Below are 26,704 nucleotides of genomic sequence, written 5' to 3'. Positions count from 1 at the left end.
GATTGGCGCCTTCTTCCCGCTCTTGATCCACAAAAAGCATGGACTTGCACAATCCTTATCAGGCACCGGGTGCCAGCCTGGACATTCCCACAGCTGGGCACGCCACTGATCTGGCTCCGCGCAGCAAACGTTTGTATGCCGCGTTAGTGGATCGGTTGCTGGTGATCGGGGGGGCTGTGATTGGCCTGACCACAGGCACATCCATTGCCCTCTCCAAAGGTGAGTTCAATCTGCCCAATTTTCTGCCCTTTCTGCTCTCACTCAGCGTCGGGCTCATCAATTTGGTGTTGCTATCCAGATCGGGGCAAACCATAGGCAAATGGCTGTTTCGTATCAAGATCGTACGTCAGTCCGGCGAGCGTTGCGGCCTGCGACGCTACCTGTTTCTACGGGCATTGCCGCTGGGGATACTGGTCGCAATCTTCAATTACGCTTTATCTCACCGCTACAATTCCTATCCGGCAGTCTCAGTGACGGCGGTGCTTAGCTTTCCCCAACTGAGTAAATGCGCAGCAGACATACTGGACGCGTCCTTTATTTTCCGCGCCTCCCGCAAGTGCCTGCACGACAACATTGCCGACACCAAAGTCGTGCTTGCCTGATGCTTGATCCCTATTACCGCGTCACCACCCCTGAGGGCGTCGAGCTGACCTTCACGCCGGCTGGCCCGGTGCGCCGCGCACAGGCCTGGCTGGCGGATGCCGCCATTTGCGGCGTCCTGCAAATCGTCCTGGGCATTTTCTGTACCTCGCTACCAGGCGGCGCCGGCACCGGGGTATTTCTGATCGGATTTTTTCTGATCAATTCATTTTACAAAGTGCTCTATGAAGTACGCGGCAAAGGCATGACCCCCGGCAAGCGCTGGATGGGCCTGAAGGTGATCCAGGACGATGGCACACCGTTGTTGTGGCGCGCCGGCATGATCCGCAACATTGTCCGCTTTGCCGACCTGTTGCCGGCCTGCTATGGCGTCGGCCTGATCAGCATGCTGGCAGATGGGCGCTTTCGCCGCCTTGGAGATATCGCCGCTGGCACCATCGTGGTTTACCGCCCGGAACTCACCCGCGCTTCACCCGCCCTGGATGACGTTACCCCGCTGGCCCCGCCGACCGCACTGAGCCACAGCGAACAACGCTTGCTGCTCAATCTGGCCGAACGCGCACCGCAATTGCCGCCAGCACGGCTGATAGAACTGTCAGACCTGGCCCGCCCGTTAACGGGCCGCACCGGCGAATCCGGCTGGGAACGCTTGCGCGCCATGATCGCGTGGCTTGCCGGCAACAGAGGCGCAGAACCATGAAGCAACTCCAGTTTGAAGCCGAAAACCAGGCCACCTGGAAAATGCTGGAGCGTGAGCTCAAAGGCCGGCCATCCCGCGCGTTACCGGGTTTATACCGCACCGCTTGCCTGCATCTGGCTCTGGCCAGAGACCGCCATTACGCCGTGACACTGCAGGACCGTCTGCATGATCTGGTCGTGCGCACGCACGAGGCCATGTATGGCGAACGCCCCTCACGCATGAGCGTGGCCGAATTCCTGCTGCGCGTATTCCCGCGCACAGTACGGGCGCAGTGGCGCGTGGTGGCCTTGTCCATGTTGCTGTTGTTTGGTCCCTTTTTCTTGCTGAACTGGCTGGTCTCCCACAATCCGGACCTGGCCGCATCGTTCTTGAGCCGCGCCAAACTGAACCAGATGTCCGCCATGTACAGCCACGATGCCGCCCACTGGGGCCGCCAGCGCGGGGCAGATAGCGACGTACAGATGTTCGGCTATTACATCTACAACAACATCAGCATCAACTTTCGCACCTTTGCCAGCGGCATTTTCTTTGGTCTGGGGTCGGTGTTCTTCATGGTGTTCAACGGTATTACCGCTGGCGTGATTGCCGGCTACCTGAGTGCGACCGGCAGCGGTGATGTGTTCTGGCCCTTTGTCTGCGGCCATAGCGCGCCAGAGGCGACGGCGGCAGCGCTGGCCGGGGCATCCGGCCTGCATCTGGGCGCGGCCTTGCTCTGGCCGGGCCGTTTGCCGCGCCTGCAAGCCTTGCGGGTGGCTGCGCAAACCGCGTTTATCTTGCTGGGTGGTGCGGCGCTGATGACCTTCTTTGCCGCCTTCATTGAAGCGTTCTGGTCATCTCGCGTGGATATCCCGGCACAAGCCCGGTTTGTGGCTGGCGCGGTCTTGTGGTCTGGCATCTGGCTCTGGTTGCTGGTGGGTGGACGGCGCAAGGGGAAACCCGATGCGTCTTGACCGGCTTAATGTTGATCTGCGGCCACGCGGATCCGGGCAGGCTGCCGATACCGGCATCCATATGCTGCGCGCGCATTGGCGCACCACATTTGCAGCCTGGTGGTGCATCTGGCTACCGCTGGCGGTGCTGTGCGGCATCTGGCCGGGAGCCGTCAGCAATGGCTGGGGCGCCTTGGCACTCTGGCTTTGCAAACCGCTGGCCGAGCGCATGCCGGTGTTTGTACTCAGCCGCGCCATTTTTTCCGAACCGCCTACCCTGCCCGAATGCCTGCGCGCCTGGCCCGGACAAATCCGCCCGGGTTTGATCGCCAATCTGACGATCTGGCGCGTGATCAGTATCGGCCGGGCTTTCATGCTGCCGATCTGGCAACTGGAGGGGTTGACCGGACGGGATGCCGCGCAACGCCGCAAAGACCTGGGCGGCAAAGGCACGGAACGCGCGGCCTCCTGGTTAGGCGCCTGGTGCGCGCAGTTTGAAACCTTGCTGGCGATCAACCTGATGGCACTCTACGCCTTGCTCAACCCGGTACTGCAAGGTGCCGGGCTGGATGGGCGCGGATTTCTGGGCTGGTTTACCTTCAACACCTGGCCGGGGTACCTGTCTATCGTGATTGCCGGCGGCATCATTGGCCCGGTGTATGTCTCGGGTTGCTTTGCGCTTTACCTTAACCGTCGCAGCACGCTGGAAGGCTGGGACCTGGAACTGGGGCTGCGCCGGCTGGCCGACCGCTTGCAATCTCACGGGCAAACCGGGGCTGACCCGCGCGGCGCCCGCAAACACACCGTCACCATGCTGTTGCTGGGTGCCGTGCTGGCCAGTACCTTTCTCATTACGCCGCGCCCGGTTTTGGCAGCGGCCCCTGCTGCGGATGCGCGTGCGGCGCAAGCCTACATCCGGCAGACGGCGTCGGCCGTGGTGCATGCGCCCCCGTTCGAGGTCTATCGCACCACCACCCACTGGGCCCTCAACGACACGGGCACTCATCCCAAGCCCACACCAGCCCCAACCCCGCACTTTGGCGCACCGGAAATCAATGAATCCCAGGCGGCGCTCATCAAATACATGCTGATTGGCCTGTTGGTGGTCGGGCTGCTGTACCTGCTGTACCGCACACGTCATTTGTGGCCAGATCGGTTCGACACCCCGCAGGTGGCGTTTGAACCGGCGCGCCGGATCGGCGGGCTGGATGTACGACCGGAATCCCTCCCGGCCGATCTAGCGCGGGAAGTAGAAACCCTCTGGCAGCAACAGCGCCAGCGCGAAGCCATGGCCTTGCTGTATCGCGGCACGCTCACCGGTGCCATCAATCGCTATGCCCTGCCCTTGCGGGAAAGCGACACCGAAAGCGATTGTCTGCTGCAGGCCCGCCGCACGCTGGCCAGCCCGGTATTCACGGGCTTTGACACCATCACCCGGGCCTGGCAGCAATCGGCATGGGGCGGGATCTGGCCGTCAAGCCAGGAGGTCAGCCGGCTGTGTCAGACCTGGCAACAGCACTTTGCATTGCGAGGCGACGCATGATGGATCGCCGCACCTTGTTCGTATTGGCATTGGTTGGCGCTGTGCTGGGCCTTGGCACATGGTGGTTCCTCACCAATATGCACGAGGTCACGCAGCAGGTACGGGCACCGCAGGGCGCTGCCGCCCAGAACAACCGCTGGCTGGCCGCCGGCACCCTCTTGCAACGCACCGGCCTGACCGTGCGTTATGTCGAAGATGCCACATTGGCCATGCCTGCCGCCCATGACGTACTGATTGTGCCAGTCGAAGACGAGAGCGTGACGGTAGAGGTGTTTAATCAGCAAATGAACTGGTTGCGCCTGCAGGGCGGCACGCTGATTCTGGGCGTGCAAGGCAACGAATTTGTGTACCGTTCCCTGCTGCGTGATGCCGGTATCACCCTGTCCAGCAGCAAGCAGCCCACGCAAGACGCCCCAACTTTGGCGGGCAGCGTTTTGCCCCCCGGCAAAGTAGACCGGGCGCAACTCCAGCTCAAAGGTCTGGATTACCCGCTGAGCCTGACCCGCTTGCCGGCCAAAAGCCTGCATGTTGAACATAATGCCATGGTGATCGGAAGCGACGGGCCAGATGGCCAGACCATGATCATGCAGACCCGCAATAGCGTGTTCGCCTTTGTGGCCTCGGGCCAGCTTTTCAGCAACAGCCTGCTCAACCAGGAAGATCACGCGGAACTGCTCTGGCGACTGATGTATGCCAATGGGCAGCCTGGTACGATCTGGATTGTCACCGGTGGCCGCGCCCCCCCCTGGTACGTGCTGCTCTGGCGCAATCTGCCCGGCACGCTGATCCTCTCTGCCCTCGCCTTGATCTTGCTGATTGTCCGCAGCTTGCCGCGCTTTGGCCCGCTGGCACCCGAGGTACAAACCGTGCGGCGCGGGCTGGTAGAGCACCTGGCCGCCAGTGGCCGCTGGTTGTTCCGGCATGATGAAGCCAACCTGATCGCCGCATGCCAGGCCAGTTTGCGCGCCGCCCTCAAGCGGCATCAGCCCCGCCTTGCCTTACTGCCGACCCCCAGGCTGGCCACCATGCTGGCCCGGCTTTCCGGCAAAGATGAAAAAGACATTGCCCTGGCACTCAGCCAGGGTGCGGGTCATGACCCGCGTGCATTCACCCAGTGTATTGCCTTGCTGCAATCGCTGACCCTGATGATTGAAAACCCGGCAGGCCCCGCTTATGACCACGCAGATTGAATCCCAGACCGCTGACGCCCGTTTCAAGCAGGGCGTGGATATCCTGTTGCGCATTCGCGCAGAAATCGGCAAGGCCGTGATTGGCCAGCAACAAGCCATCGACCAGACCCTGATCTGCTTGCTGGCAGGTGGTCATGTGTTGCTGGAAGGCGTACCCGGCCTGGGCAAAACGCTGCTGGTCAAAGCACTGGCGCGGACGTTCTCCGGCGACTTTGCCCGTATCCAGTTCACACCAGACCTGATGCCAGCCGACGTCATGGGGCACGCCCTGTTCAATATGTCCACGCAGAGCTTCACCATCCGCAAGGGGCCGATCTTTACCCACTTGCTGCTGGCCGATGAAATCAACCGGGCGCCCGCCAAAACCCAATCGGCCCTGCTGGAAGTCATGCAGGAACGCCAGGTCACCATTGAAGGCGAAGCGCACGAACTGGCCGCCCCCTTCATGACGCTGGCCACCCAGAACCCGCTGGAGCAAGAAGGCACGTACCCGTTGCCGGAAGCGCAACTGGACCGTTTCTTGCTCAAGGTGGTGATTGGGTATCCATCCGAATCGGAAGAAATCCGCATGCTGACCGAGATCACCAGCGGCAAGCTGGCCGATCAGCTGGATGTGATGAATGTGCAAGCCGTGGTGCGCCCGGTCGCGGTGCAGACCCTGCAGCAAATGGCCGCCAGTGTGCGGGTAGACCCGCAAATTGTAGAGTACGCGCTCAAGGTAGTTCGCGCCACGCGCAACTCGCCGTCCCTGACGGTGGGTGCCGGCCCGCGTGGCGGCATTGCGCTGATCCGTGCGGCCCGCGCCCATGCCATGCTGCAAGGCCGCGCCTGGGTCACGCCAGACGACGTCAAAGCCATGATTGTCCCGGCACTGCGGCACCGTATTACCCTCACCCCGGACATGCAGATTGAGGGCCGCGATGAAGCCGACGTGCTGCGGGAAATCACCGGTCAGATCGCGGCACCGCGCCAATGATGATTCCTGGCAAGCGGCTGGTGCTGCTGGTGGCCTTGCTGGCCGCCCTCAGCCTGCCCCTCCCCTGGCTGATCGCAGACGATCTGGCCTTTGCGCTGAGTGGCGCGGCATTGCTGGGCGTGCTGCTGGCCTCGCTGGTCGACCTGGCCCGGCTGCGCCGCATCAGCGCGCCCAGGCTGGAACGCCAGACCGCCGGGACCTGGCCGCATGGTCGCTGGCAGCAAGTGGTGCTCAGATTCAGTGCAGCGCAGACCGGACTAAAACTAAGCGTGTTTGATCACTACCCGGCCGATTGCCAATTACGCGGCTTGCCCCAGGCGCTGACGTTGCAACCCGGCCACTGGCAAGAACTGGTGTACGAGGTCAACCCTGGCCGCCGTGGGGATCATGATTTCGGCCAGGCGGACGTGCGCGTAGAAGGCCCGCAGGGACTATGGCAGCGCCGTTTCTGGTGTGGCGAGCCGCAACAGGTCCGCGTCTACCCGGATTACGCCCGCGTCGCCGGTTACGCGCTGCTGGCGGCCGACCAGGGCCTGCAACGCAGCGGCGTGATCCAGAAACGGCAGCGCGGCGAAGGCACGGATTTTCACCAGTTGCGTGAATACCGCGCGGGCGACGCCATGCGCGCCGTGGACTGGAAAGCCACCGCACGCTCTGGCCGCGTCATCAGTCGCGACTATCAAGAAGAACGTGACCAGCAACTGGTTTTGCTGCTCGACTGCGGCCGCCGCATGAACGCCCAGGATGAAGGTCTGGCGCATTTCGACCATGCCCTCAACGCCGCCATTGTCCTGGCCTGGGCCGCCCAGCGCCAGGGTGACGCGGTGGGCCTGCTGACCTTTGCCGGCCCCACGCGCTGGTTACCGCCCAAGCGCCAGGGCACCGACCTGAGCGTGCTGCTCAATACCATTTACGATCTGCAACCCACCCTGCAACCCTCAGACTACCTGGCGGCGGCCGAGCAACTCATGCACCGCGTACCGCGCCGCGCGCTGGTGGTGTTGATCACCAACCTGAGGGACGAGGACAGCGAGACATTGCTGCCGGCCATCCAGCTTTTGCGCACCCGCCACCAGGTCATGTGCGCCAGTTTGCGCGAACATGTGCTGGATGATCTGCACACGCGCCCGGTTGAAACGCTGGACGACGCGCTGGTGTATGCCGCCGGGCAGGAGTACCTGGGCCTGCGCAAAGTGCATTTCAGCCGCCTGCGCGCCAACCGGGTGGATGCGCTGGATGTCACGCCACGGCAGTTGCCGTTGCACCTGGTGAACCATTATCTGGCGCTCAAGCGGAGCGGGAAGTTGTGACGGGGTTTGTGGCCAGGCCTGGCAGATGCATGCATTGGCCTGCGGTGGCGGGGGCCACTACGTAGCCAGGCCACCAGGCCGGGAATCCGGGGTGGCGGCACTGATTCACATCGTTGATAGATTTTTGTTGTGCTGGCGAGTGGGCCTGTAGGGTGGATTCGGAACGAAGCGACAATCCACCATGGCTGCCACGAAACCTTGAACCCCTGTTAGCGCCTTTGGCGCGGGTTTGAAAAGCATTTGATACCGGCGGTGGCCGGAGCACGTCACTTTCCTTGTTCAGCTTGTTCCTCAGCACCAACAAAAAAAACCGCCCTCTCAGGCGGTTTTTTGTTGACCTACTCAGCACACTTAATGCGCCGCGCTGCTCCGCCGACGGAACAGCGGCAGCGGCTGGTCGGTCGCGCCCTGGTAGTACTCGGTAAAGTCATCCAGGCCTTTCAGCGCCTCATTGATGTCTTTATCGGCACGCACCGCAAACGCGTCAAAGCCGCAACGCTTCATGAACAAGAGTACATCCTTGAACACGTCGCCAATCGCGCGCAGTTCGCCCTTGTAGGCAAAACGGTCGCGCAGCAGGCGCGCATTGGAGTAGCTGCGGCCGTCGGTAAAGGCCGGGAATTCCAGAGCGATCAAGGCAAAGTGCGCCAGGTCGCCCGCAATGTCTTCGGCTTCTTCATCTGTCGCCAGCCACACGCCCACATGACCACGGGCAATCAGCGTATCCCGCTGGGCTTGCCATTGCCTGAGCGGCACCAGCACGGTGCCACTGGCCGGCACGTCGGCAAAGCTGCCGTCTTCGTTCACGCGTAGCAGGGTGGCGTTGTCTTCAACAATGGCACGACCTTTAATGATCTGGCTCATTGTGCGGCCTCCGCACGGGTTCTGCCGGCATAGACACGTTGTTTGAACGGGTCGATACCCAGGCGGTCCACCACATCAATAAAGTGTTCGTCATCCTGCCGCGCTTCGACATACACCTTGATGATCTGCTCAATCACACCTGGTACATCGTCTTGTGCAAACGACGGGCCAATCACTTTACCCAGGCTTGCGCCAGCACCCTGACGACCACCCAGTGAAATCTGGTACCACTCGCTCCCGCTCTTGTCGACACCCAGGATACCAATGTGGCCCACATGATGGTGACCACAGGAGTTCATACAGCCCGAAATATTGATATCCAGTGCGCCCAGATCAAACAGGTAATCCAGGTCTTCAAACTGCTGCTGGATGCTTTCGGCAATGGGGATGGACTTGGCATTGGCCAGCGAACAGAAATCGCCACCGGGGCAGCACACGATATCGGTCAAGAGGCCGATGTTCGGCGTCGCAAAGCCAATGGCCTTGGCCTTTTCCCACAGTGCAAACAGATCGCTCTGCTTCACGTAGGGCAGGATCAGGTTCTGTTCGTGCGAAACGCGGATTTCACCCAGGCTGTATTCATCCGCCAGATCTGCCACGGCGTCCAGTTGGGCGTCCGTTGCATCGCCCGGCGGCACGCCGGTTTTCTTCAGCGACAGCGTCACGGCAGCGTAGCCCGGCTTCTTGTGGCCGAACACATTGCGCTCTGCCCAGCGGGCAAAGGCCGGATGGCTAGCCTTGGCTGCCAGATAAGCCGCGTCGTCACCCGGCAGGGTTTCATAAGCCGGATCGACAAAGAACCTGGAAACACGGTTGATTTCCGCATCGGTCAGCGTCATCGGGCCGTTTTTGGAGTGTTGCCACTCTTGTTCCACCTTGGCGCCAAAGGCTTCCGGCGTCATGGCCTTGACCAGAATCTTGATCCGCGCCTTGTATTTGTTGTCGCGGCGACCGTAGCGGTTGTACACACGCAGTACGGCATCCAGATAGGACAACAGGTGGTGTTTTTCCAGCCACGGCTTGATCAGTGCGCCAATGATCGGGGTGCGGCCCAAGCCGCCGCCCACGTACACGGCAAAGCCAACCTCGCCTGCTTCGTTCTTGAGCGCTGTAATGCCAATGTCGTGAACCAGAATGGCCGCACGATCTTCTGCTGCGCCATTGACGGCAATCTTGAACTTGCGCGGCAGATGGGCGAATTCTGGATGAAAGGTCGACCACTGACGGATGATTTCGCACCACGGGCGCGGATCCACGATCTCGTCATGCGCCACGCCCGCAAACTGGTCGCTGGTGGTATTGCGGATGCAATTGCCGGAGGTCTGGATTGCGTGCATCTGCACCGTAGCCAGATCGGCCAGGATATCCGGCACGTTTTCCAGCGCGGGCCAGTTGTACTGGATGTTCTGGCGCGTGGTGAAATGGCCGTAACCACGGTCGTACTTGCGGGCAATGTGCGCCAGCATGCGTACGCGCTGGCTGGTTAACTCGCCATACGGCACCGCCACACGCAGCATGGGCGCATGGCGCTGGATATACAGACCGTTCTGCAACCGCAGCGGACGGAATTCGTCTTCGGTCAATTCTCCGGCCAGAAAGCGGCGGGTTTGATCGCGGAACTGCGCAACGCGCTGATCCACGATTTTCTGGTCAAAATCGTCGTAAACGTACATGCAAGCCACTGCCATTGTGTATTTAGCGTAATCGCCAATCATACCAGTGCGGGTTTTGCAGGCGAAGATTGTTTTAAGCTATTGAAATCGTAGGGTGGAATATAAAAAAGGCTTATCGGTTTTATGGATAAGGGCGGCGTGACGGCCAGGTGGGATTCGGTCGGGGTTCGGTGATTTTGGTTGGGTGATGAGTGAGGCCAGTGTCGCCGCTGGATTCCCGCCTTCGCGGGAATGACGAAGTGGTGTGCAGGGTAAATCACTTCTTGCGAGCAGATGGTTTACAGGATTGGGCTTGGGCTTTTTGATGTTGCCGTTGCTTTTGACTTGCCTCCCCTCCGGCAGCGCCGAGCATCGCAGTGAGGGCCGGGGTTTCGGCGCAAGGGTGTTTGAGCGTAGCGAGTTCCCTGGAGCCAGCCGGCCCTCACGAGAAGCGTAGGGAACCCCGAAAGGGGCGCTGTCGCAGGGTCGCCTTTCTTTTGGTTACTTTTCTTTGGCGAAGCAAAGAAAAGTAACGTGCTCCGGCCACCGCCGGAATCCAAACATCCGCGCCGCAAGGCGCTAATACGCCCACAACAATATTAACCAGCCCCGCCACCCCGGATTCCCGCCTGGCGGCTCCATCCGGGCTACACGGTGGTTCTTGCCAGCAAAGGCCATCTGCGACGTCCGCCGGAATGACAAGATGGTGGACACGCTAGCGAGCAGCCAGTGCCGCCTCTCCCCCCAAAAGGCCCCCCCTTATGCGTAACACCCCTGATGCCTGAAAATCTTGATTTTCAGTACCATCGCGCCCATATAAGGCAAAACCTAATCCGCGCGTGGTCACAAGCCGCTGCGTGGGCCCGATTCCAACAAAGCGTCCGCCGTGAATACCCCGGCAGTGATGCCCGAGCCACCCGTTCAGGTAAGCATCTGTCATGCAAGAACAACGTCAAGCCATTCAACGTCTGGATTACACCCCGCCCGCCTTTCTGATCGACCGCGTCGATCTGACTTTTGAGCTGGAAGAAACCAATACCCGCGTGCTGTCACGCCTGGTACTCAAGCGCAATCCAGCACACCCCAATGCCAGCGCGCCGCTGGTGCTCGATGGTGAAGAACTCACGCTGGAGAGCATCAAACTGGATGGCAAGGCGCTGGATGCCAGCGCGTTTGTGCTGGCTGATACCAGCCTGACCATCCCGACCCTGCCGGATGAGTGCATTCTGGAAATCGCCACGCGCGTCAATCCGCTGGCCAATACCGCGCTCTCCGGCTTGTATGTGTCCAACGGCAACTTCTTTACGCAGTGCGAAGCCGAAGGTTTCCGCCGCATCACCTGGTATCTGGATCGCCCGGATGTCATGGCCAAGTTCACCACCACCATCATTGCGGACAAAACCCGCTACCCGGTGCTGCTGGGCAACGGCAACCGCGTGGATCAAGGCCAGATGGACCGCAATCGCCATTGGGTGAAATGGGTTGATCCGTTCAAAAAGCCGGCGTACCTGTTTGCGCTGGTGGCCGGCAAGCTGGTAGTGCTGGCGGATCGCCACACCACGGCCAGCGGCAAGAATGTGAACGTGGAAGTCTGGGTTGAGCCGGGCGATGTCGAAAAATGCCACCACGCACTGGCGTCCGCCAAGGCGGCCATGCAGTGGGACGAAGAACGGTTTGGCCTTGAATACGATCTGGATACCTACATGATCGTGGCCGTGAGCGACTTCAATATGGGCGCCATGGAAAACAAGGGGTTGAACATTTTCAACACCAAGTACGTGCTGGCCCGGCCCGAAACCGCCACCGACGTGGACTTTGACGGCATTGAAGCCGTAGTCGGCCACGAGTATTTCCATAACTGGACCGGCAACCGTGTCACCTGCCGTGACTGGTTCCAGTTGTCCTTGAAAGAAGGCCTGACCGTGTTCCGCGATCAGGAATTCTCCAGCGATATTGGCAGCCGCGCCGTGCAACGGATCGGCAATGTGCGCACGCTGCGTGAGTACCAGTTCCCGGAAGATGCGGGCCCGCAAGCGCATCCGGTGCGGCCTGATTCTTACCTTGAAATCAACAACTTCTATACAGCCACGGTGTACGAGAAAGGCTCTGAAGTGGTGCGTATGATCCAGACCCTGGTGGGCCGTGAAGGCTTTCGCAAAGGCATGGATTTGTACTTCAAGCGCCACGATGGTCAAGCCGTCACCTGCGACGACTTTGTCGCAGCCATGGCGGATGCCAACAACGCGGACCTCTCCCAGTTCAAGCGCTGGTACAGCCAGTCCGGCACACCCCGGCTGGATGTCGAAGGCGTCTACGATGCCGCAGCCCGCACCTTTACGTTGACCGTGAATCAAAGCTGCCCGGCCACGCCTGGTCAGCCGGAAAAGCAACCGTATCTGATCCCGTTTGCCCTGGGCCTGATCGATCGCACCACCGGCGCAGAACTGCCGCTGACGCTGCAAGGCGAAACCGGGCCAGGCGCCACCAGCCGTGTACTGCAACTGAAAGACGCCACCGAACGCCTGGTGTTCGTGAATGTCGCCAGCCACCCGGTACCGTCTTTGCTGCGTGACTTCTCTGCCCCGGTCAAACTGGATTACCCCTACACGGACGAGGATCTGGTCTTCCTGATCGCCAACGACACCGATCCGTTTGCCCGCTGGGAAGCCGCCAATACCTACCTGACACGCCTGTTGCTGCAGCGTTACCAGCAAGAAGGCGGCAACACCGCCGCCCCGGCGCAACTGGTCTCGGCTTTCGAAAAACTGCTGACGCAGGATCGGCTTGATCCGGCGCTGGTGGCGCTGATGCTGCAATTGCCGAGCGAGCAATTCCTGTTCGAGTCCCTCTCTGACGTGGACCCGAGCCGCCTGCATGCCGTGCGCCTCTCGCTCAAGCAATCTTTGGCCCGTGAACTGCGCGGCCCGTTGCTGGCGACGTATCAGCGCCTGCACAGCACCGCGCCGTATGTGTACAACGCCGCCGAAGCCGGTCGTCGCAGCCTGCAGAACGTGGCGCTGGATTATCTTGCCGAACTGGACGAACCGCGCATTACCGAACTCTTGACCAACCAGTATCGCCATGCGGACAACATGACCGACAAACTGGCCGCGCTCTCTGCGTTCAGCCAGCGCGAAGGCGGCGATCAATACCTGGCCGACTTTGCCACCATGTGGCAAGACGACCCGCTGGTGATGGACAAGTGGTTCACCCTGCAAGCGTTGTCTGACCGCCCCGGCGCGCTGACTCGCGTGCAGCAGTTGATGAACCATCCGGCCTTCGCACTGACCAACCCGAACAAGGTGCGCTCGCTGATTACCGCGTTCTGCAACCGCAACCTGGCGCATTTTCATGCTGCGGACGGTTACGGTTATGCCTTTGCCGCAGACCGCGTGCTGGACCTGGACAAGATCAACCCGCAAATTGCAGCCCGCCTGGCCGCGTGTTTCAACCGCTGGACCCGGGTTGAGCCGCAACGCCGCGCCATGATGAAGGCGGAACTGGAACGTGTTGCCAGCCAGCAAGGTTTGTCGCCAGATACTTACGAGATTGTATCCAAGGCGCTGCAAGCCGGCGCGTAAGGGGTGAACGGCCAGCCTGTCAGGCTGGCCGCACCAGCATGGCTCACCCAGGCATACAAACAACACCGTCGTCTGGCTGTACGTGGATTTGATTCACAGCGGCCAGCAAAACGGCTATTTTGCACTTGCATAAAACTGCAAGAACGGTGCTTCAACGATGGCGCCGGTCAACTGCATTTTTTGCGTTTTTCCATAAACATCAACAAGATAAAGTTGTGGTTACGTCGTTGAACTTACCCGGAATCCTGCCACGTCATGGTCAAGAAGCGTTTTGAAGACACGCGTGAGCATTTGCTCGCAATTGGTGAACACATCATCCTCGGCAAAGGCTTTGCCGCGGTGGGTCTTGCTGAAATCCTGGCTACGGCAGATGTGCCCAAGGGTTCGTTCTACCACTACTTTGCCTCGAAAGAAGCGTACGGCGTAGCCTTGCTGGAACGCTATTTCGCCAACTATCTGGAAGACGCCAAGCTGCGCCTGAATGCGCCCAACGGCACGGCGCACGACCATCTGCTCGAATTCTTTGACGCCTGGCAGGGCAAATCCTGCGGCAATACCGTGCCCTGTCTGGTGGTGAAACTGGCGGCCGAAGTGGCCGACCTGTCTGACACCATGCGCGCTGCGCTGCAAAGCGGCTGTAATCACATTGTGGCCGCGCTGGAACGCACGGTAGTCCGTGGGCAGGAAGCAGGCGACATCAACAAGCAGCAACCCGCCGCCGTGCTTGCGCTGGCCATTTACGAAATGTGGCTGGGCGCCAGCCTGATGACCAAGCTACGCCGCGACCGCGTGGCGCTGGAAACGGCCATGGCGGTGACCCGGCAGCTGATTGCAGTGTGAGCTCGTGCCCGATTTGGCGTGCAAGAACACCCTGTTCTCTGGCACACCACCATTTCGTCATTCCTGCGAACGCAGGAATCCAGGTTGTAATGACTGTGCTGAAGGCACTGAAAATGGTTTGCCGCCCACCCACGGTGGGCGTCGCCTCGGCGGCCCCCAGCCTGCCCGCCTGCGCGGGCATGACGAGTCAAAGAGACATCACCCTCAATCTGCTTTCTGCTTTTTCCCGCTATCGTTATTCCAAAAAATAATTGACCGGTCTAATTGAAAACACATGATGCCGCGCGCATCTAAAACCGCGCATAGATACCCCACCCCGGTTTCTTTACCCTTACCCCTTCTACCAAAGGAAGTCTCATGTCTCTGGATAAACTGCTCACGCCGGTCAAGGTCGGCCATGTTGAACTGGCTAACCGCCTGGCCATGGCCCCGCTGACCCGCTCGCGCGCCAGCAAGCCGGGCGAGAACCCGACAGAACTGAACGCCACGTACTACGCCCAGCGTGCCAGCGCCGGCCTGATCGTGACCGAAGCCACCCAGATTTCGCAGCAAGGCCAGGGCTATGCCTGGACGCCAGGCATCTATACCGATGCACAAGAAGCTGGCTGGAAAAGCGTGGTAGACGGCGTGCATGCCAAGGGTGGCAAGCTGTCCCTGCAACTGTGGCACGTGGGCCGCATCTCTCACCGTCTGCTGCAACCTGACGGCCAGGCGCCGGTCTCGGCCAGCGCGATCCAGGCCTCAAACTCCACTTGCTTTGTCGTGCAAGAAGACGGTACCCCGGCCACCGTACCGTGCGATGCCCCGCGCGCGCTGGAAACCGCGGAACTGCCGGGAATTGTTGCCTCTTACGTGGCCGCGACCCAGCGTGCCCAACGCGCTGGCTTTGATTTTGTAGAAATCCATTCCGCCAATGGCTATCTGTTGCACCAGTTCCTGGCAACGGGCACCAACCAGCGTACCGACCAATACGGTGGCAACCTGGAAAACCGCGCCCGCCTGCTGCTGGAAGTGCTGGACGCGGTTGTTGCCGAGATCGGTGCAGATCACGTTGGCGTGCGCCTCTCTCCGGCTTTCCCCGGTCACGACATTATCGATACCGAATCCGAAGCCATGACGCTCTATCTGGCGACCGAATTCAGCAAGCGCGGCATTGCCTACCTGCATATTGCCGAGCCGGACTGGGTCGGCGGCAAGCCGCTGTCTGATGAGTTCCGCCGTGGTATCCGCCAGAACTTCACCGGTGCCATCATCACTTGCGGCGGTTACACCGCCGAAAGCGGCGAAGCCCGCCTGGCGCAAGGTGTAGCCGACGTCATCGGTTACGGTCGCCCTTACATTGCCAACCCGGATCTGGTCGAACGTTTCCGTCTTGGCGCGGCACTCAATACACCAGATCAATCCACCTTCTACGGTGGCGCAGAAAAGGGTTACACCGACTACCCGTTCCTGGGCTAATTCACCCTCTCCTCCTGGCCGGCCGCTGTTCACACGGCCGGAAACACCGTCCAGTGTCGGCTTTTCCATCCCCGGAAAAGCACGGCCTGGCGGTGTTTTTTTTGGCGATTGACCAGCGTTCATCCGGTTTTTGAGCAAAAGACCGCAAGCCAGGCACTATCCCCAATCGAAACGAGGGGTCCAGTTCGCGTAGAATCCGCTTTTACGCTCAAGGAATGCTTCATGTACCAGGTTATTGCTTCCGATCTCGACGGCACCTTGCTCAATGCCGATCACATGGTCGATGCCTACACGGCAGAAACCCTGCGTCTCTTGCAAGCGCAAGGCGTGCATTTTGTGATCGCCACCGGCCGTCATTACCTGGATGTGCGCGGCATTCGTGACGTACTGGGCGTGCGGGCGTATCTGATTACCTCCAACGGCGCGCGCGTGCACGATTGGGATAACCGCCTCGTCTACGCAGAAAACCTGGAGCCGGAAGTCGCCCGCCAGTTGCTGCAACCCGAATTCTCTGAGGGCACTCATCTGAACGTGTATCTGGATGAGCAATGGCTGGCCGGTTCCCAAGCGCAATGGCTGGCCGACCTGCACCAGGACTCGGGCTTTAGCTATGAACTGGCCGATCTGCCCAATCACTCCGGCGAAGGCATCGCCAAGGTGCTGTACATTGCTGAGCACGAACACCTGCTGACCGTTGAAGAAAAACTGATCGAACGCTTTGGGGATGAGTTGTACGTCACCTTCTCCATGCCCGATTGCCTGGAAGTGATGGCGCCTACCGTCTCCAAGGGCCACGCGCTGACCGCCGTGCTGGCGGAGTTGGGCATCCCGGCCGCAGACTGCGTGGCTTTCGGCGATGGCCCCAACGATATCCAGTTGCTGCAAACCGCCGGCCACCCGTTTGTCATGGGCAACGCCAACCCGCGCCTGACCGATGCCCTGCCGCACGTGCCGCAAATTGGTTTGAACACCGACGCCGGTGTGGCCCATCAGTTGCGCAAGCTGTTTCATATGGCAGAACCCAAGAACTAAGAACGGGTAACCGCCAGACGCAAAAAAGGCGCGGAAAATTCCGCGCCTTTTTGTTTGCCGCCCTGACAGGTGATGGATTTACTCCGCCAGCGAACCCACCAGCGAGCGGAAATTACCCGTAGCAGCGTCATACTGATATAACTCGCCACGTTCAATATCAAAGTACCAGCCGACCAGGAACAGCTTGCCCTGGGCGACGGCTTCGGCAATGAACGGAAAGCTCATCAGATTATCCAGCGAGACCACGATCGCCGCCATTTCGCAGGCACGAACCTGTTCGGCCAGCGGTTTGTCGCCGTAGTTGTCCAGCACGTACTGGCGAGCGCTTTCGGCCATGCGCACCCAGCGACCGACAAAATTGGCTTCCGTCTTCGGGTTGTAACCCTTGAGCAACGCGCCAATACCGCCGCAGGACGAATGCCCCAGCACGATGATGCGTTTGACTTGCAGATCACACACGGCAAATTCAATCGCCGAGGACACACCATGATAGGTGCCGTCTTTTTCGTACGGCGGCACCAGGTTGGCCACGTTGCGCACCACGAACATGTCGCCCGGGTTGCAATCGGTCAAAAGGGCCGGGTCCACGCGGGAGTCCGAACAGCCAATCACCAGCGAAGTGGGGCTCTGGCCACGCTTGAGTTGTTCAAAAAGATTGGTGTCCTGCCCAAAATATTTGCCCTGGAAGCGGTGAAACCCGTCTACCAGTTTTTTTAGTTCGTCCATGCCATCTCCCGGGTCTGGTACAGCGCGCCCGCAGGCGCAGCACATTTTGCGGGTCGATTCTAACTGAGTAGTGTTTGAAACATGGCTACAGCTCGCGCAAAAAATCGAAACATTCGTTCTTTTCTTATAGCCGGAATGGAATAAAACAGACCCTTTGAACGTTCCCTTCACGGGCGACCAAAGGCTTGTAAACTGCCTTCAGCGGCGCATTCGGCTCATATTCAAAATTATTGAACAAATTGGCCTGAACTTTTCGCTGGCATCAGGTACCAACCCGCCGATATAGTGCAACTCGATTCGATTTTTGATAACCACTCACGCATTGAGGTATCCGGACAATGAAACGCACGCGTTACGACGGCTTTCATATCGCCTTGCACTGGCTGATCGCCGCACTGATCGTGGCCGCGTTTGGTCTGGCGCTCTATATCGACACGCTGCCACTGTCGCCACTCAAGTTCCGCCTGTACTCGTATCACAAGTGGATGGGCATTTCGGTACTGATCCTGGTGGCTGTACGCGTGATCTGGCGGCACACCAAGGGCGTACCGGCGCCGCTACCCAACCAGCCGCGCTGGCAGGTGGTCGTGGCCAATGCCACGCATCATTCGCTCTATCTGCTGATGTTTGTCCTGCCTCTGGTGGGCTGGGCCATGAGCTCGGCCAAGGGTATCCCGGTGGTATTGTTCGGCGTGCTGCCGCTGCCCAACTGGGTGCCGGTGGATCACGATCTGGGCGAGATTCTGGAAACCGCACATAAAACCCTGGCCTGGATTCTGGCCGCGCTGGTGGCCATGCATGCTGCCGCTGCCATCAAGCACCATGTCATCGACAAGGACGACACCCTGCGCCGTATGTTGCCGGGTAAGTCCTGAAGCCCGTATTCCCGCTGTTACATCCAGTCCGACGACTGATTTGACTGATCGATTTGATTTATGTGGAACCCGACAATGAAAAAACGTTTTCTGACCTCCGTGATCCTGGCTGCCGGCCTTGGCCTTGCCAGCGTGTCTGCTCTGGCAGCGCAAACACTGGTGCCGGCACAAAGCAAAATCGGCTTTGCCTTCAAGCAAATGAACGTGCCGGTAGAAGGCAGCTTCAAGCGCTTTGATGCCAACGTGAACTTTGATCTGGCCAAGCCGGAAAAAACCCAGGCTACCATCAATGTCGATCTGACCAGCATTGACGTGGGCAGCGCCGACGGCAACAAGACCACCCAGGGCAAAGACTGGTTCAACACCACTGCCACCCCTAAAGCCACCTTTGTCGCCAGCAGCGTCAAGGCGCTGGGCGGCGGCAAGTTTGAGGCGCGTGGCAAGCTTACGATCAAAGGCGTCAGCAAGGACATCGTGGCCCAGCTGACCGCCAAACAGGACGGCGCCAATCTGGATGTGGAAGGCAGCTTCCCCATGATGCGCCTGCAATACAAGATCGGTGATGGCGAATGGGCTGACACCGGCACCGTGGCCGACGAAGTCACAGTGAAGTTCAAGCTGGTTCTGGCGGGCAAGCCCAACTGAACCAGACTTCAACCCGGCCAGCCTCACCGGCCGGGTTAAAACAAACCATCAACACGTAGTTTATTTACTCTCTACTCAGGAAAAACCATGAAACTGAAACTTGCTGCCATCGCCCTGGCTTGCGTTGCCTCTGCAGCTTTTGCTGCCCCGCAAACCCTGGAACTGGATTCCTCCCACACCCAGCCGTACTTTGAAATTGGTCACTTTGGTTACTCCAACCAGATGGGTCGTTTCGACAAGGCCACCGGTACGGTTGTGGTTGATCTGGAAAAGAAAACCGGTTCGCTCGATGTCTCCATCGACGTGAGCAGCCTGTCCACCGGCTGGGCCGCACGCGACAAGCACCTGAAGAGCCCGGATTTCTTCAACGCCGAGAAATTCCCGGCCATGACCTTCAAGTCGACCGATTTCAAGTTTGACGGCGACAAGCTGGTGGCCGTGAACGGTAACTTCACCCTGCTGGGCGTGACCAAGCCGCTGACCCTGAACATCGCCAACTTCCATTGCGGCGATCATCCGATGATGAAGAAGTACTGGTGCGGCGCTGAAGCCACCGCCACCATCAAGCGTAGCGACTTTGGCATGACCACCTTCGTCCCGGCCGTGTCGGACGAAGTGAAGCTGACTATTCCGGTTGAAGCTGGCGCCAAGTAATTTGCACGGCGAAGAGGGCCCCCCTTCACCACGCACTTTCGCCACGCATTGGTCGCAAAAAAGCCCACGCAAACACGTGGGCTTTTTTCATCATGCCTGCGCCGCCGTCAGCACTCCAGCCGTCCAGCCAGCCAGTCAGAGATGCGCGTATCCGTGCGCAGCCGGTCTATCCACCAGGCCAGCGCCCTGCCCGGCTGGTTGTTGCGCCAGACGGCGTGAAAACGCGGCACATGCTGCGGCCCAGCCGGGGTTTTCTCGATCAAGCGCCCTGCTGCCAGCTCCTGCCGGATCATGCAGCGCGGCAAATAACCGCAGCCCAGACCCGCCAACTGGGCCTGCAATTTGGTGCGGGCATCATGCACCGTGAGCGTTTCTTGCCCTTGCAGAATATTGACCGTCCGCGGCACCAGCGAGCGCGAGCTATCGGCCACGGCAATCACCCGGTATTGCTGGATCAGATCGGCCGGCAAGGGATCAGGCACTTGCGCCAACGGGTGCGTGGGCGCCACCGCAAACACAAATTCGACGTCGCCAATATCATGATTGGTAAAGCCGCTGCCGTGCGCCGTATCCATAGAGACACCAATGGCCAGGTCAGCGCGGTGATCAATCAGGGCGTCCCACATACCGGCCAGGGCTTCGTGCAAAAACCGCAGCCGCGTACCAGAATTGCATTGGTCAAATGCCTGAATCCACGGCGTGATGACGGAGAACGGCACCATGGTATCGATGGCGATACGCAGCTCTGGCTCCCAGCCGGTCGCCACCCGTTTGACGCGGTACTCCAGGTCCGATGCTGCCCGCAGCAAATGGCGGCCTTGTTCCAGCAGGGTTTCCCCGGCCGGGGTCAGCCGCGCGCGGTGGCCGGAACGGTCAAACAGTTGCACGCCCATCTCATCTTCAAGTTTTTTGATGATATAGGTAACGGCCGAGGGGACGCGGTGCACCTCTTCCGCCGCAGCGGCAAAGCTGCCTTTGCGGGCAATGGCATCGAGTATTTCAAGGGCTTCCAGATTCAGGCGCAACATGAATAATTATCCCGAATTACGCAATAGAGTTATGCAGATCGGCGCTTATCTTTGCCAATATCTTGAATATAATACATCACATGTTCAACGCAACTGAAGGAGCTACACCATGATCACGCTACGCAAAGCCCAAGACCGCGGCCACGCCAACCACGGCTGGCTGGATAGCTGGCACAGCTTCTCGTTTGCCGGTTACCAGGATAACAACCACGTGCACTTTGGCCCCTTGCGCGTTATTAACGAAGACCGTGTCGCCGCCGGCCAGGGCTTTGGCTCTCACCCGCACCGCGATATGGAAATCATCAGCTACGTACTGGAAGGCGAGCTGGAGCATAAGGACAACATGGGCAATGGTTCGATCATCAAGCCGGGCAACGTGCAGCGCATGAGCGCCGGAACTGGCGTGGTGCACTCGGAATACAACCCGTCCAAAACCAACGGGGTGCATTTTTTGCAAATCTGGATCATCCCGAACAAGGCTGCACCGGCTTCTTACGAGGAAAAAACCTTCCCGGAAGAAGACAAGCGGGGCAAGTTGCGATTGGTAGCCAGCGAGACTGGCGAGAATGGCTCAGTCACGATCAATCAGGATGCAAAGCTGTACATTGGCCTGTTTGACGGCGCAGAAACCACCACGCTGCCGGTGAACCCGGAACGCCTTGTGTACGTGCATGTGGCGCGCGGGTCAGTGACGGTGAACGGCCAGGCGCTGACGACCGGAGACGCCGCCAAGCTGCGTGCGGAAAGCGCGGTAACGCTGAGCCAGGGGACCGATGCTGAAGTGCTGGTGTTTGATTTGCCGCAATTGCAATAAGCCTGAACACGCAGAGTTGCAACTCAAAACCGACCGTTCCTGATGGAACGGCCGGTTTTTTTATGGTCGTATTCCACCCTCCAAATACCGCATTGGTATTCCCTGGCTCCGGGGTTCGAGACATCGCAACGTCAGCCCCGTCTTGCCTGCTTGCCCTCACACCCAATCCACAACAGGCATGGGGCGGGCGGCAAAAACGCACTTGCTGGTGCCGGTTGTGCTTTTCCCTTTTGAAATAGCGAACGCGGCGCTGAAAACCATTTTATGGAAAGGATATTCAATGACCCAATGGCATCAGGCAAAACGCTCCTGGTGGCTGTTTGTCGTTTTTGGCGTGATTTCAGTCTTGTTTGGCCTCAGCACGCTCTCCTGGCCGCTGGAATCCGGCATCGACCTGGCTTGGGCTTTCGGCTTTGTAGCAATGGCAGAAGGCATTGCGGGTATGTTTGCCCTCTATGATAACGAGGCGCACGCGTGCAACGGCTGGTTGCTGATTTACTCGGTCATTTCCATGCTGTTTGGCATTATCGCGATCACGCAACCCGAGGCAACCGCCGGTATTTTGTTCATATGCCTGTCAGTGTGGCTACTGGCAGCCGGTATTTACCGCCTGGCATTTGCGCTTGCGGTGCGCAAAGATATCAACGGGAAATGGCTCGTTATCCTCAGCGGCATTCTCTGCATCGCCCTGGCAATCTTGATGCTGACCTCGTCCACGGCCAGTTTGCTGACAGTCACACCCTGGATTGGGGGGGCCACCATTGCGTATGGCCTTATCCAGATCACTGCCGGCCATTGTCTACACAGATGGCGCCTCTGACATCGTTGTGAACTACCCGGCCCCGGCGTTTAACGCCGGGGAACTGGAAAGGCGACACAACCCGGATGTGCGGTGGTCCAATCTACAAGGGTTTGACCACCCACTTCAACCCGTCATCCTCGGGATGTTTGTGGATCTCAAAACCCAGACGCCGCATGAAGGTCAGCATATTGCTGTTGCTGCTCAGCACTTCGCCTTCTACCGTCGATAAACGCATATCCCGCGCGGCATTGAACAGCACTTCCATCAGCCGTCCGCCCAGGCCCTTACCCTGCCACTGATCGTCAATCACGATGGCAAATTCGCAGCTATCGTTATCCACATTCACCACAAAGCGCGCCACGGCGACAATCATCTCGCCCTTGTCACCTTGTACGGTGGAGACCAACGCCATTTCGCGGGCGTAATCAATCTGGGTAAAGCGCACCAGTTGCGATTGGGAGAGCGCCTTGAGCGTGCTCATATAGCGGTTGTAACGGGTTTCTTCCGATAGCCCGTCCACAAAGCGCACGATCATTTCCGCGTCTTCCGGGCGGATGGGGCGGATAGTCATCGGCATGCCGGTTTTCAGTTGCGTGACCTGAACCAGATGCGAGGGGTACGGGTGGATGGCCATATGGCCGTAGCGGCGCGCTTCAGATGAGACGGGGGCCAGCAAAATGCGGGCATCCAGCGCAATGGCGCCGTTTTCGTCGGCAATCAGCGGATTGATATCCAGGTGCTGTACCTGCGGGAACTCGCACAGCATCTCAGAGATACGCAGCAGGATATCCTTCACGCTTTCCACGTCGGCGGGTGGCCGGTTACGGAATTCGCCCAGCATGTTCTTCACGCGGGTGCGGCGGATCAGGTTATCGGCCAGGTAATCATTGAGCGGCGGCAGTGCCACGGCCACATCGTTAAAGACTTCTACGCCCACGCCGCCCGCCCCAAAGCTGATGACCGGACCAAAGGCCGGATCATGCGTGGCCCCGACCATCAGCTCCCTGCCGTTTTTGCGGCTGATCATGGGTTGCACGGTCAGGCCGCGCACCCGGTCGCCAAAACGCTCTCGGGCGCGGGCCAACATGCGCGTGGCTTCGGTCGAGACGGCCATCAGCGTGGTCAGATTCAGCACCACGCCATCAAAATCAGTTTTGTGGGTCAGGCCCACCACATCGAGCTTGAGTACCACCGGCAGACCCACGCCCATGGCGGCAGTCACGGCGGCTTCTGCGGTGGCGGCGCGCACGGTGGTGGTGACGGGGATATGAAACGCGCGCAACAAGGCTTTGGATTCAAGTTCATCGAGCATATCCCGGCCGTTGCCAATGGCCGCGTCGACGATCATGCGGGCGGACTCCATATCCGGCGCGTCCCACTCACCCAGCGGGCCTGGGGTTTGCAGCAAGAGTTGCTGGCTGTATTGCCAGGATGCCAAAGACCAAAAGACTTCGACCGCGTGTTCTGGCGTGCTGAAAAACGCCATATTATGTTTGGCCAGCAATTTGCGGCTGGCCTGCACTTTCTTGCCGCCAATCCACGCCAGCAACAGCGGTTTGTCGGTGGCTTTGGCCAGGGTAATCATGGCCTCCGCCGTGGCCATATGGTCGGTGCCCATTTGCGGCGTGAACACGACCAGCACGCCATCGATGTTTTCGTCTTCCAGCGCGGCTTCGGTCGCGGAATGAAAACGGGCAGCAGAGGCATTACCCAGAATGTCGATCGGGTTGTCGTGGCTGGATTGCGCCGGTAAAAAGCCATCCAGCCGGGTGATGGTGGCCGGGCTCAGGCGCGGTAGCGGAATATGCAGATCGCCCGCCCGGTCCACCGCCATCATGCCGGCGCCAATGCCGTTGGTAATGACCGCCAGCCGACGGCCGCGCGTGCGGTAGTTGCGTGGCAACACGCGCGCAGCAATGAACAATTGATTGATGGAGCGCAAACGCAGCACGCCAGCACGGCGCAAGGCGTTGTCGAACACCTCATCGCTGCCGATCAGCCGCTCTGAATGAGTGCGCCCCAGTTTCTCGCCACCATCGTAGCGCCCCACTTTGAGCACCATCACCGGTTTGGTCCGCGCCGCCGCCCGCAAGGCAGACATGAATGTGCGTGCGTCGCTGACATCTTCGACATACAGCAAAATGCTGCGGGTTTTGGGATCAGAGACGAGGTAATCCAGCGTCTCGCCCACATCCATATCCACAGCCGAACCCAGCGAGATGACCGACGAGAACCCCACATCCTGGGACTCGGCCCAATCCAGAATGGCCGAAGCCACGGAAGAAGATTGGGACACCAGCGCCATGCTGCCCGGCTTGATGGCACCGGCGTAATTGCCACTATTGAGCTTGCTGACGGGCCGCGCCTGACCAAACACGGTCGGGCCCAGCAAACGCACGTTGTATTGGCGGCAAATGACCAGAATCTTGTCGAGCAGATCACGGGATTTATCCGCCGTACCAACAAAGTCACACGACATGATGACAATGCCCTTGACGCCATGGCGGCAGCTCTCGGTCACCATGTCGATCAAGGTACGCTGCGGCGTGGTGATGATCACCAGATCTACCGGCTTGGCAATCTTGCTGATGCTCTTGTGCGCTTTGTGGCCCTGGACTTCCGGGTGTTTGAGGTTCACCGGGTACAGCAAGCCCGGATAACCGCCCTCCAGCAGGTTGGCGAACACCGTAGTGCCCACCGCGCCCTCGGTGGCCGACGCGCCAATGACGGCAATCGAGGCAGGTTCAAACAGCGGCGTGAGATAGTGTTGTTTCATGGGGTCTGGGCCTGGGCATGCATATACTGACGCGCCGCGAGCAAGGGGTCGCACTCACTCGTCATGATATGCGAAAAACCCCACCCGCCTGCGCCGTCGGGGATCAGGTAAAACGGCTACTTGAAGCATATTCCATGCCCATTTCTGCCCCATGACCCTGCGCAAATGGTCGGACTGACCTGCACAGTTGGGCGCACGCCGTTATAATCACGCGGTTTGTATTTATTCTTTCATTACTCCACCCACTGAACATTCAGGATTGTTACTCATGGATATCAGCAAGATTCCCGTCGGCAAAGACGTGCCGAACGATTTCAACGTCATCATCGAAATCCCGGCCAACGCAGCGCCGATCAAGTACGAGCACGACAAGGAATCGGGCGCCGTGTTTGTGGACCGTTTCATGGGCACCTGCATGTTCTACCCGATGAACTACGGCTACATTCCGCACACCCTGGCCGAAGATGGTGATCCGGTAGACGCCCTGGTGTACACCCCGTTCCCGCTGATCCCGGCGGCCGTGATCCGTTGCCGCGCCATTGGCATGCTCAAGATGGAAGACGAATCCGGTATCGATGCCAAGCTGGTGGTGGTTCCGGTCGACAAGCTCTGTCAGATGACCAAGGGCATCCAGAAGCTGGAAGACCTGCCGGCCCTGTTGCTGGAACAGATCAAGCACTTCTTTGAGCACTACAAAGATCTGGAACCGGGCAAGTGGGTCAAGGTACAAGGCTGGGGCAACAAGGAAGACGCTCACGCCGAGATCGTGGCCGGTATCAAGCGCGCCGAAGGCTGATTACCCACGCCTTTGTGTGCTGATGCGATTTAGCCGCACAGTCAAAAGCCAGTCACCCGACTGGCTTTTTTCATGCCCGCCGCCAGGCCAAACCCGCACCTGGTCGGAAACGGCCCTTCCTGACGACCAAATAAGTATTTCTTAATATAACGGTAAAATAAATCGCCTACCCTCTTCGCCAGCCGACTACCCCATATTGCAACGCACCATAGGACCGGGAGAGGAAGATGATGACTGCTACCGCCTCCAGAAGTGTCTTTACCAAGACAAACAAAGGTTCGCTTGAAATCACCGAGCGCGCCCACGGCCTGCCCGCGCGTTTGCGCCGTGCGTTGATCCTGGTGGATGGTGCGCGTGATACCTCGGCCATCAGCGCCATGATGCCCGGTGAGGATATGGAACGCATGCTGGGAGAGTTGCACAGCATGGGGTTTATCCAGGGGGGCAGCAACGCGGCAGCGCGTGCCCCGCAAAGTGCACCTGCAGCGCGCCCCACACCCGTCGCAGCGCCCGCCCCTGCCCCGGTTGCCGCCCCGGTAGTGGATGCTGCGCCGGCCGCCGAACCCGTCGCTGCGACACCCGCGCCAGCCGGCCACGCACTGGATACCGCGCTCATTCATCAGGTCAAAGTATTGATGATTGAAAGCGCCCAGCAGTTTCTGGGCTTGATGGCCAAGCCGCTGATTGCGGAAATCGAATCTGTGCACGATGCCGTTTCACTGAAAACGGCCATTGCCCGCTGGAACATCAGCCTGCGCCAGTCGCACAAAGCTGCGCAACACGCGGACCAATACGTATTGGCCGTCAAGACCCTGGTCGGCATCTAGGCTGGCGTATTCACACGCCGCGGTTCGGGCAGGCTTGAAGCGCGCGCCCCTGGCACTCATCTAACAACGATAAGCGGCATGCCGGC

The 26,704-nt window shown here is 59.5% G+C and carries 24 protein-coding genes; 19 read left to right on the top strand and 5 right to left on the bottom strand.

What is annotated here, in order from left to right; all coding sequences use genetic code 11:
* Window positions 1-38: 38 nt before the first annotated feature.
* Genes HNQ50_RS17855 through HNQ50_RS17825 form a run of 7 tightly spaced genes read left to right on the top strand, consistent with a single transcriptional unit; the run spans window position 39 to window position 7,248 of the window.
* A complete protein-coding gene (locus tag HNQ50_RS17855; RefSeq protein ID WP_184102561.1) occupies window positions 39-602 on the top strand; it encodes an RDD family protein in 564 nt (187 codons plus the stop codon).
* Window positions 602-1,300 carry an RDD family protein gene (locus HNQ50_RS17850; RefSeq protein ID WP_184102560.1) on the top strand — a complete coding sequence of 233 codons (699 nt, stop codon included), beginning with the start codon at window positions 602-604 and terminating at the stop codon, window positions 1,298-1,300. Before HNQ50_RS17855 ends, HNQ50_RS17850 begins: the two co-directional genes overlap by 1 nt.
* Window positions 1,297-2,250: a stage II sporulation protein M gene (locus HNQ50_RS17845; protein WP_184102559.1), complete on the top strand. Its 954-nt coding sequence runs from the start codon at window positions 1,297-1,299 to the stop codon at window positions 2,248-2,250. The genes HNQ50_RS17850 and HNQ50_RS17845 overlap by 4 nt, the downstream gene beginning before the upstream one ends.
* Window positions 2,240-3,772 (top strand): hypothetical protein, encoded by a 1,533-nt coding sequence (locus tag HNQ50_RS17840; RefSeq protein ID WP_184102558.1) that lies wholly within the window; start codon window positions 2,240-2,242, stop codon window positions 3,770-3,772. The genes HNQ50_RS17845 and HNQ50_RS17840 overlap by 11 nt, the downstream gene beginning before the upstream one ends.
* Complete coding sequence (locus HNQ50_RS17835) at window positions 3,769-4,962, top strand: DUF4350 domain-containing protein (RefSeq protein WP_184102557.1); 1,194 nt, start codon at window positions 3,769-3,771, stop codon at window positions 4,960-4,962. Before HNQ50_RS17840 ends, HNQ50_RS17835 begins: the two co-directional genes overlap by 4 nt.
* On the top strand, window positions 4,946-5,938 hold the full coding sequence (locus HNQ50_RS17830; protein ID WP_184102556.1) for an AAA family ATPase: 993 nt from the start codon (window positions 4,946-4,948) through the stop codon (window positions 5,936-5,938). The genes HNQ50_RS17835 and HNQ50_RS17830 overlap by 17 nt, the downstream gene beginning before the upstream one ends.
* On the top strand, window positions 5,935-7,248 hold the full coding sequence (locus HNQ50_RS17825; protein ID WP_184102555.1) for a DUF58 domain-containing protein: 1,314 nt from the start codon (window positions 5,935-5,937) through the stop codon (window positions 7,246-7,248). Before HNQ50_RS17830 ends, HNQ50_RS17825 begins: the two co-directional genes overlap by 4 nt.
* A gap of 351 nt (window positions 7,249-7,599) precedes the next feature.
* Here the strand turns inward: HNQ50_RS17825 and HNQ50_RS17820 are convergent, their stop codons facing one another.
* A complete protein-coding gene (locus HNQ50_RS17820; RefSeq protein ID WP_184102554.1) occupies window positions 7,600-8,112 on the bottom strand; it encodes a DUF934 domain-containing protein in 513 nt (170 codons plus the stop codon).
* The gene (locus HNQ50_RS17815; protein ID WP_184102553.1) at window positions 8,109-9,785 is read right to left on the bottom strand and encodes a nitrite/sulfite reductase; all 1,677 of its coding nucleotides are present in this window, start codon (window positions 9,783-9,785) and stop codon (window positions 8,109-8,111) included. Before HNQ50_RS17815 ends, HNQ50_RS17820 begins: the two co-directional genes overlap by 4 nt.
* A gap of 917 nt (window positions 9,786-10,702) precedes the next feature.
* Between HNQ50_RS17815 and pepN the strand changes: the two genes are divergently transcribed.
* The 5 genes from pepN (at window position 10,703) to HNQ50_RS17790 (ending at window position 16,675) form a co-directional block, all read left to right on the top strand.
* Window positions 10,703-13,345 carry an aminopeptidase N gene (gene pepN / locus HNQ50_RS17810; RefSeq protein ID WP_184102552.1) on the top strand — a complete coding sequence of 881 codons (2,643 nt, stop codon included), beginning with the start codon at window positions 10,703-10,705 and terminating at the stop codon, window positions 13,343-13,345.
* A gap of 255 nt (window positions 13,346-13,600) precedes the next feature.
* Complete coding sequence (locus tag HNQ50_RS17805; RefSeq protein ID WP_184102551.1) at window positions 13,601-14,185, top strand: TetR/AcrR family transcriptional regulator; 585 nt, start codon at window positions 13,601-13,603, stop codon at window positions 14,183-14,185.
* Between the two features lie 89 nt (window positions 14,186-14,274).
* Entirely contained in the window at window positions 14,275-14,436 is a 162-nt protein-coding gene (locus tag HNQ50_RS17800; protein WP_184102550.1) for a hypothetical protein, read from the top strand.
* A 106-nt stretch (window positions 14,437-14,542) separates the two neighbouring features.
* Window positions 14,543-15,643, top strand: coding sequence for an alkene reductase (locus tag HNQ50_RS17795; RefSeq protein ID WP_184102549.1), 1,101 nt, complete (start codon window positions 14,543-14,545; stop codon window positions 15,641-15,643).
* A gap of 222 nt (window positions 15,644-15,865) precedes the next feature.
* The gene (locus HNQ50_RS17790; protein WP_184102548.1) at window positions 15,866-16,675 is read left to right on the top strand and encodes a Cof-type HAD-IIB family hydrolase; all 810 of its coding nucleotides are present in this window, start codon (window positions 15,866-15,868) and stop codon (window positions 16,673-16,675) included.
* Between the two features lie 78 nt (window positions 16,676-16,753).
* Here HNQ50_RS17790 and HNQ50_RS17785 read toward each other — a convergent pair whose 3' ends face one another.
* Window positions 16,754-17,401 carry a carbonic anhydrase gene (locus tag HNQ50_RS17785; protein WP_184102547.1) on the bottom strand — a complete coding sequence of 216 codons (648 nt, stop codon included), beginning with the start codon at window positions 17,399-17,401 and terminating at the stop codon, window positions 16,754-16,756.
* A gap of 338 nt (window positions 17,402-17,739) precedes the next feature.
* Here HNQ50_RS17785 and HNQ50_RS17780 point away from each other — a divergent pair, with 338 nt between their 5' ends.
* The 3 genes from HNQ50_RS17780 (at window position 17,740) to HNQ50_RS17770 (ending at window position 19,575) form a co-directional block, all read left to right on the top strand.
* Complete coding sequence (locus HNQ50_RS17780; RefSeq protein WP_184102546.1) at window positions 17,740-18,276, top strand: cytochrome b; 537 nt, start codon at window positions 17,740-17,742, stop codon at window positions 18,274-18,276.
* A gap of 75 nt (window positions 18,277-18,351) precedes the next feature.
* Window positions 18,352-18,921, top strand: a complete 570-nt coding sequence (locus HNQ50_RS17775; RefSeq protein WP_184102545.1) for a YceI family protein — start codon at window positions 18,352-18,354, stop codon at window positions 18,919-18,921.
* Window positions 18,922-19,008: 87 nt separating this feature from the next.
* Complete coding sequence (locus HNQ50_RS17770) at window positions 19,009-19,575, top strand: YceI family protein (protein ID WP_184102544.1); 567 nt, start codon at window positions 19,009-19,011, stop codon at window positions 19,573-19,575.
* Between the two features lie 107 nt (window positions 19,576-19,682).
* On the opposite strand, the gene HNQ50_RS17765 is transcribed toward HNQ50_RS17770, so the two are convergent.
* Window positions 19,683-20,603, bottom strand: a complete 921-nt coding sequence (locus tag HNQ50_RS17765; RefSeq protein ID WP_221303243.1) for a LysR family transcriptional regulator — start codon at window positions 20,601-20,603, stop codon at window positions 19,683-19,685.
* Window positions 20,604-20,712: 109 nt separating this feature from the next.
* Between HNQ50_RS17765 and HNQ50_RS17760 the strand changes: the two genes are divergently transcribed.
* Window positions 20,713-21,417, top strand: coding sequence for a pirin family protein (locus HNQ50_RS17760; RefSeq protein ID WP_184102543.1), 705 nt, complete (start codon window positions 20,713-20,715; stop codon window positions 21,415-21,417).
* 208 nt (window positions 21,418-21,625) lie between these two features.
* Entirely contained in the window at window positions 21,626-22,237 is a 612-nt protein-coding gene (locus HNQ50_RS17755; RefSeq protein WP_308419182.1) for an HdeD family acid-resistance protein, read from the top strand.
* A gap of 82 nt (window positions 22,238-22,319) precedes the next feature.
* On the opposite strand, the gene HNQ50_RS17750 is transcribed toward HNQ50_RS17755, so the two are convergent.
* Window positions 22,320-24,995, bottom strand: coding sequence for a bifunctional acetate--CoA ligase family protein/GNAT family N-acetyltransferase (locus HNQ50_RS17750; RefSeq protein ID WP_184102541.1), 2,676 nt, complete (start codon window positions 24,993-24,995; stop codon window positions 22,320-22,322).
* 268 nt (window positions 24,996-25,263) lie between these two features.
* On the opposite strand from HNQ50_RS17750, the gene ppa reads away from it, so the two are divergent.
* Both ppa and HNQ50_RS17740 read left to right on the top strand, forming a co-directional pair.
* A complete protein-coding gene (ppa, locus tag HNQ50_RS17745; RefSeq protein WP_184102540.1) occupies window positions 25,264-25,791 on the top strand; it encodes an inorganic diphosphatase in 528 nt (175 codons plus the stop codon).
* 227 nt (window positions 25,792-26,018) lie between these two features.
* The gene (locus HNQ50_RS17740; protein WP_184102539.1) at window positions 26,019-26,618 is read left to right on the top strand and encodes a hypothetical protein; all 600 of its coding nucleotides are present in this window, start codon (window positions 26,019-26,021) and stop codon (window positions 26,616-26,618) included.
* Window positions 26,619-26,704: the final 86 nt, after the last annotated feature.

This window comes from Silvimonas terrae (assembly GCF_014202765.1).
Lineage (GTDB): Bacteria > Pseudomonadota > Gammaproteobacteria > Burkholderiales > Chitinibacteraceae > Silvimonas > Silvimonas terrae.
Note: the sequence above shows the minus strand (reverse complement) of the source record. Positions and strands in the feature narration are given on the sequence as shown.

Excerpts from the sequence above, each read along its gene's own strand:
- HNQ50_RS17855 (WP_184102561.1), top strand. The coding sequence starts at position 39 with ATGGACTTGCACAATCCTTATCAGGCACCGGGTGCCAGCCTGGACATT.
- HNQ50_RS17850 (WP_184102560.1), top strand. The coding sequence starts at position 602 with ATGCTTGATCCCTATTACCGCGTCACCACCCCTGAGGGCGTCGAGCTG.
- HNQ50_RS17845 (WP_184102559.1), top strand. The coding sequence starts at position 1,297 with ATGAAGCAACTCCAGTTTGAAGCCGAAAACCAGGCCACCTGGAAAATG.
- HNQ50_RS17840 (WP_184102558.1), top strand. The coding sequence starts at position 2,240 with ATGCGTCTTGACCGGCTTAATGTTGATCTGCGGCCACGCGGATCCGGG.
- HNQ50_RS17835 (WP_184102557.1), top strand. The coding sequence starts at position 3,769 with ATGATGGATCGCCGCACCTTGTTCGTATTGGCATTGGTTGGCGCTGTG.
- HNQ50_RS17830 (WP_184102556.1), top strand. The coding sequence starts at position 4,946 with ATGACCACGCAGATTGAATCCCAGACCGCTGACGCCCGTTTCAAGCAG.
- HNQ50_RS17825 (WP_184102555.1), top strand. The coding sequence starts at position 5,935 with ATGATGATTCCTGGCAAGCGGCTGGTGCTGCTGGTGGCCTTGCTGGCC.
- HNQ50_RS17820 (WP_184102554.1), bottom strand. The coding sequence starts at position 8,112 with ATGAGCCAGATCATTAAAGGTCGTGCCATTGTTGAAGACAACGCCACC.
- HNQ50_RS17815 (WP_184102553.1), bottom strand. The coding sequence starts at position 9,785 with ATGTACGTTTACGACGATTTTGACCAGAAAATCGTGGATCAGCGCGTT.
- pepN (WP_184102552.1), top strand. The coding sequence starts at position 10,703 with ATGCAAGAACAACGTCAAGCCATTCAACGTCTGGATTACACCCCGCCC.
- HNQ50_RS17805 (WP_184102551.1), top strand. The coding sequence starts at position 13,601 with ATGGTCAAGAAGCGTTTTGAAGACACGCGTGAGCATTTGCTCGCAATT.
- HNQ50_RS17800 (WP_184102550.1), top strand. The coding sequence starts at position 14,275 with ATGACTGTGCTGAAGGCACTGAAAATGGTTTGCCGCCCACCCACGGTG.
- HNQ50_RS17795 (WP_184102549.1), top strand. The coding sequence starts at position 14,543 with ATGTCTCTGGATAAACTGCTCACGCCGGTCAAGGTCGGCCATGTTGAA.
- HNQ50_RS17790 (WP_184102548.1), top strand. The coding sequence starts at position 15,866 with ATGTACCAGGTTATTGCTTCCGATCTCGACGGCACCTTGCTCAATGCC.
- HNQ50_RS17785 (WP_184102547.1), bottom strand. The coding sequence starts at position 17,401 with ATGGACGAACTAAAAAAACTGGTAGACGGGTTTCACCGCTTCCAGGGC.
- HNQ50_RS17780 (WP_184102546.1), top strand. The coding sequence starts at position 17,740 with ATGAAACGCACGCGTTACGACGGCTTTCATATCGCCTTGCACTGGCTG.
- HNQ50_RS17775 (WP_184102545.1), top strand. The coding sequence starts at position 18,352 with ATGAAAAAACGTTTTCTGACCTCCGTGATCCTGGCTGCCGGCCTTGGC.
- HNQ50_RS17770 (WP_184102544.1), top strand. The coding sequence starts at position 19,009 with ATGAAACTGAAACTTGCTGCCATCGCCCTGGCTTGCGTTGCCTCTGCA.
- HNQ50_RS17765 (WP_221303243.1), bottom strand. The coding sequence starts at position 20,603 with ATGTTGCGCCTGAATCTGGAAGCCCTTGAAATACTCGATGCCATTGCC.
- HNQ50_RS17760 (WP_184102543.1), top strand. The coding sequence starts at position 20,713 with ATGATCACGCTACGCAAAGCCCAAGACCGCGGCCACGCCAACCACGGC.
- HNQ50_RS17750 (WP_184102541.1), bottom strand. The coding sequence starts at position 24,995 with ATGAAACAACACTATCTCACGCCGCTGTTTGAACCTGCCTCGATTGCC.
- ppa (WP_184102540.1), top strand. The coding sequence starts at position 25,264 with ATGGATATCAGCAAGATTCCCGTCGGCAAAGACGTGCCGAACGATTTC.
- HNQ50_RS17740 (WP_184102539.1), top strand. The coding sequence starts at position 26,019 with ATGATGACTGCTACCGCCTCCAGAAGTGTCTTTACCAAGACAAACAAA.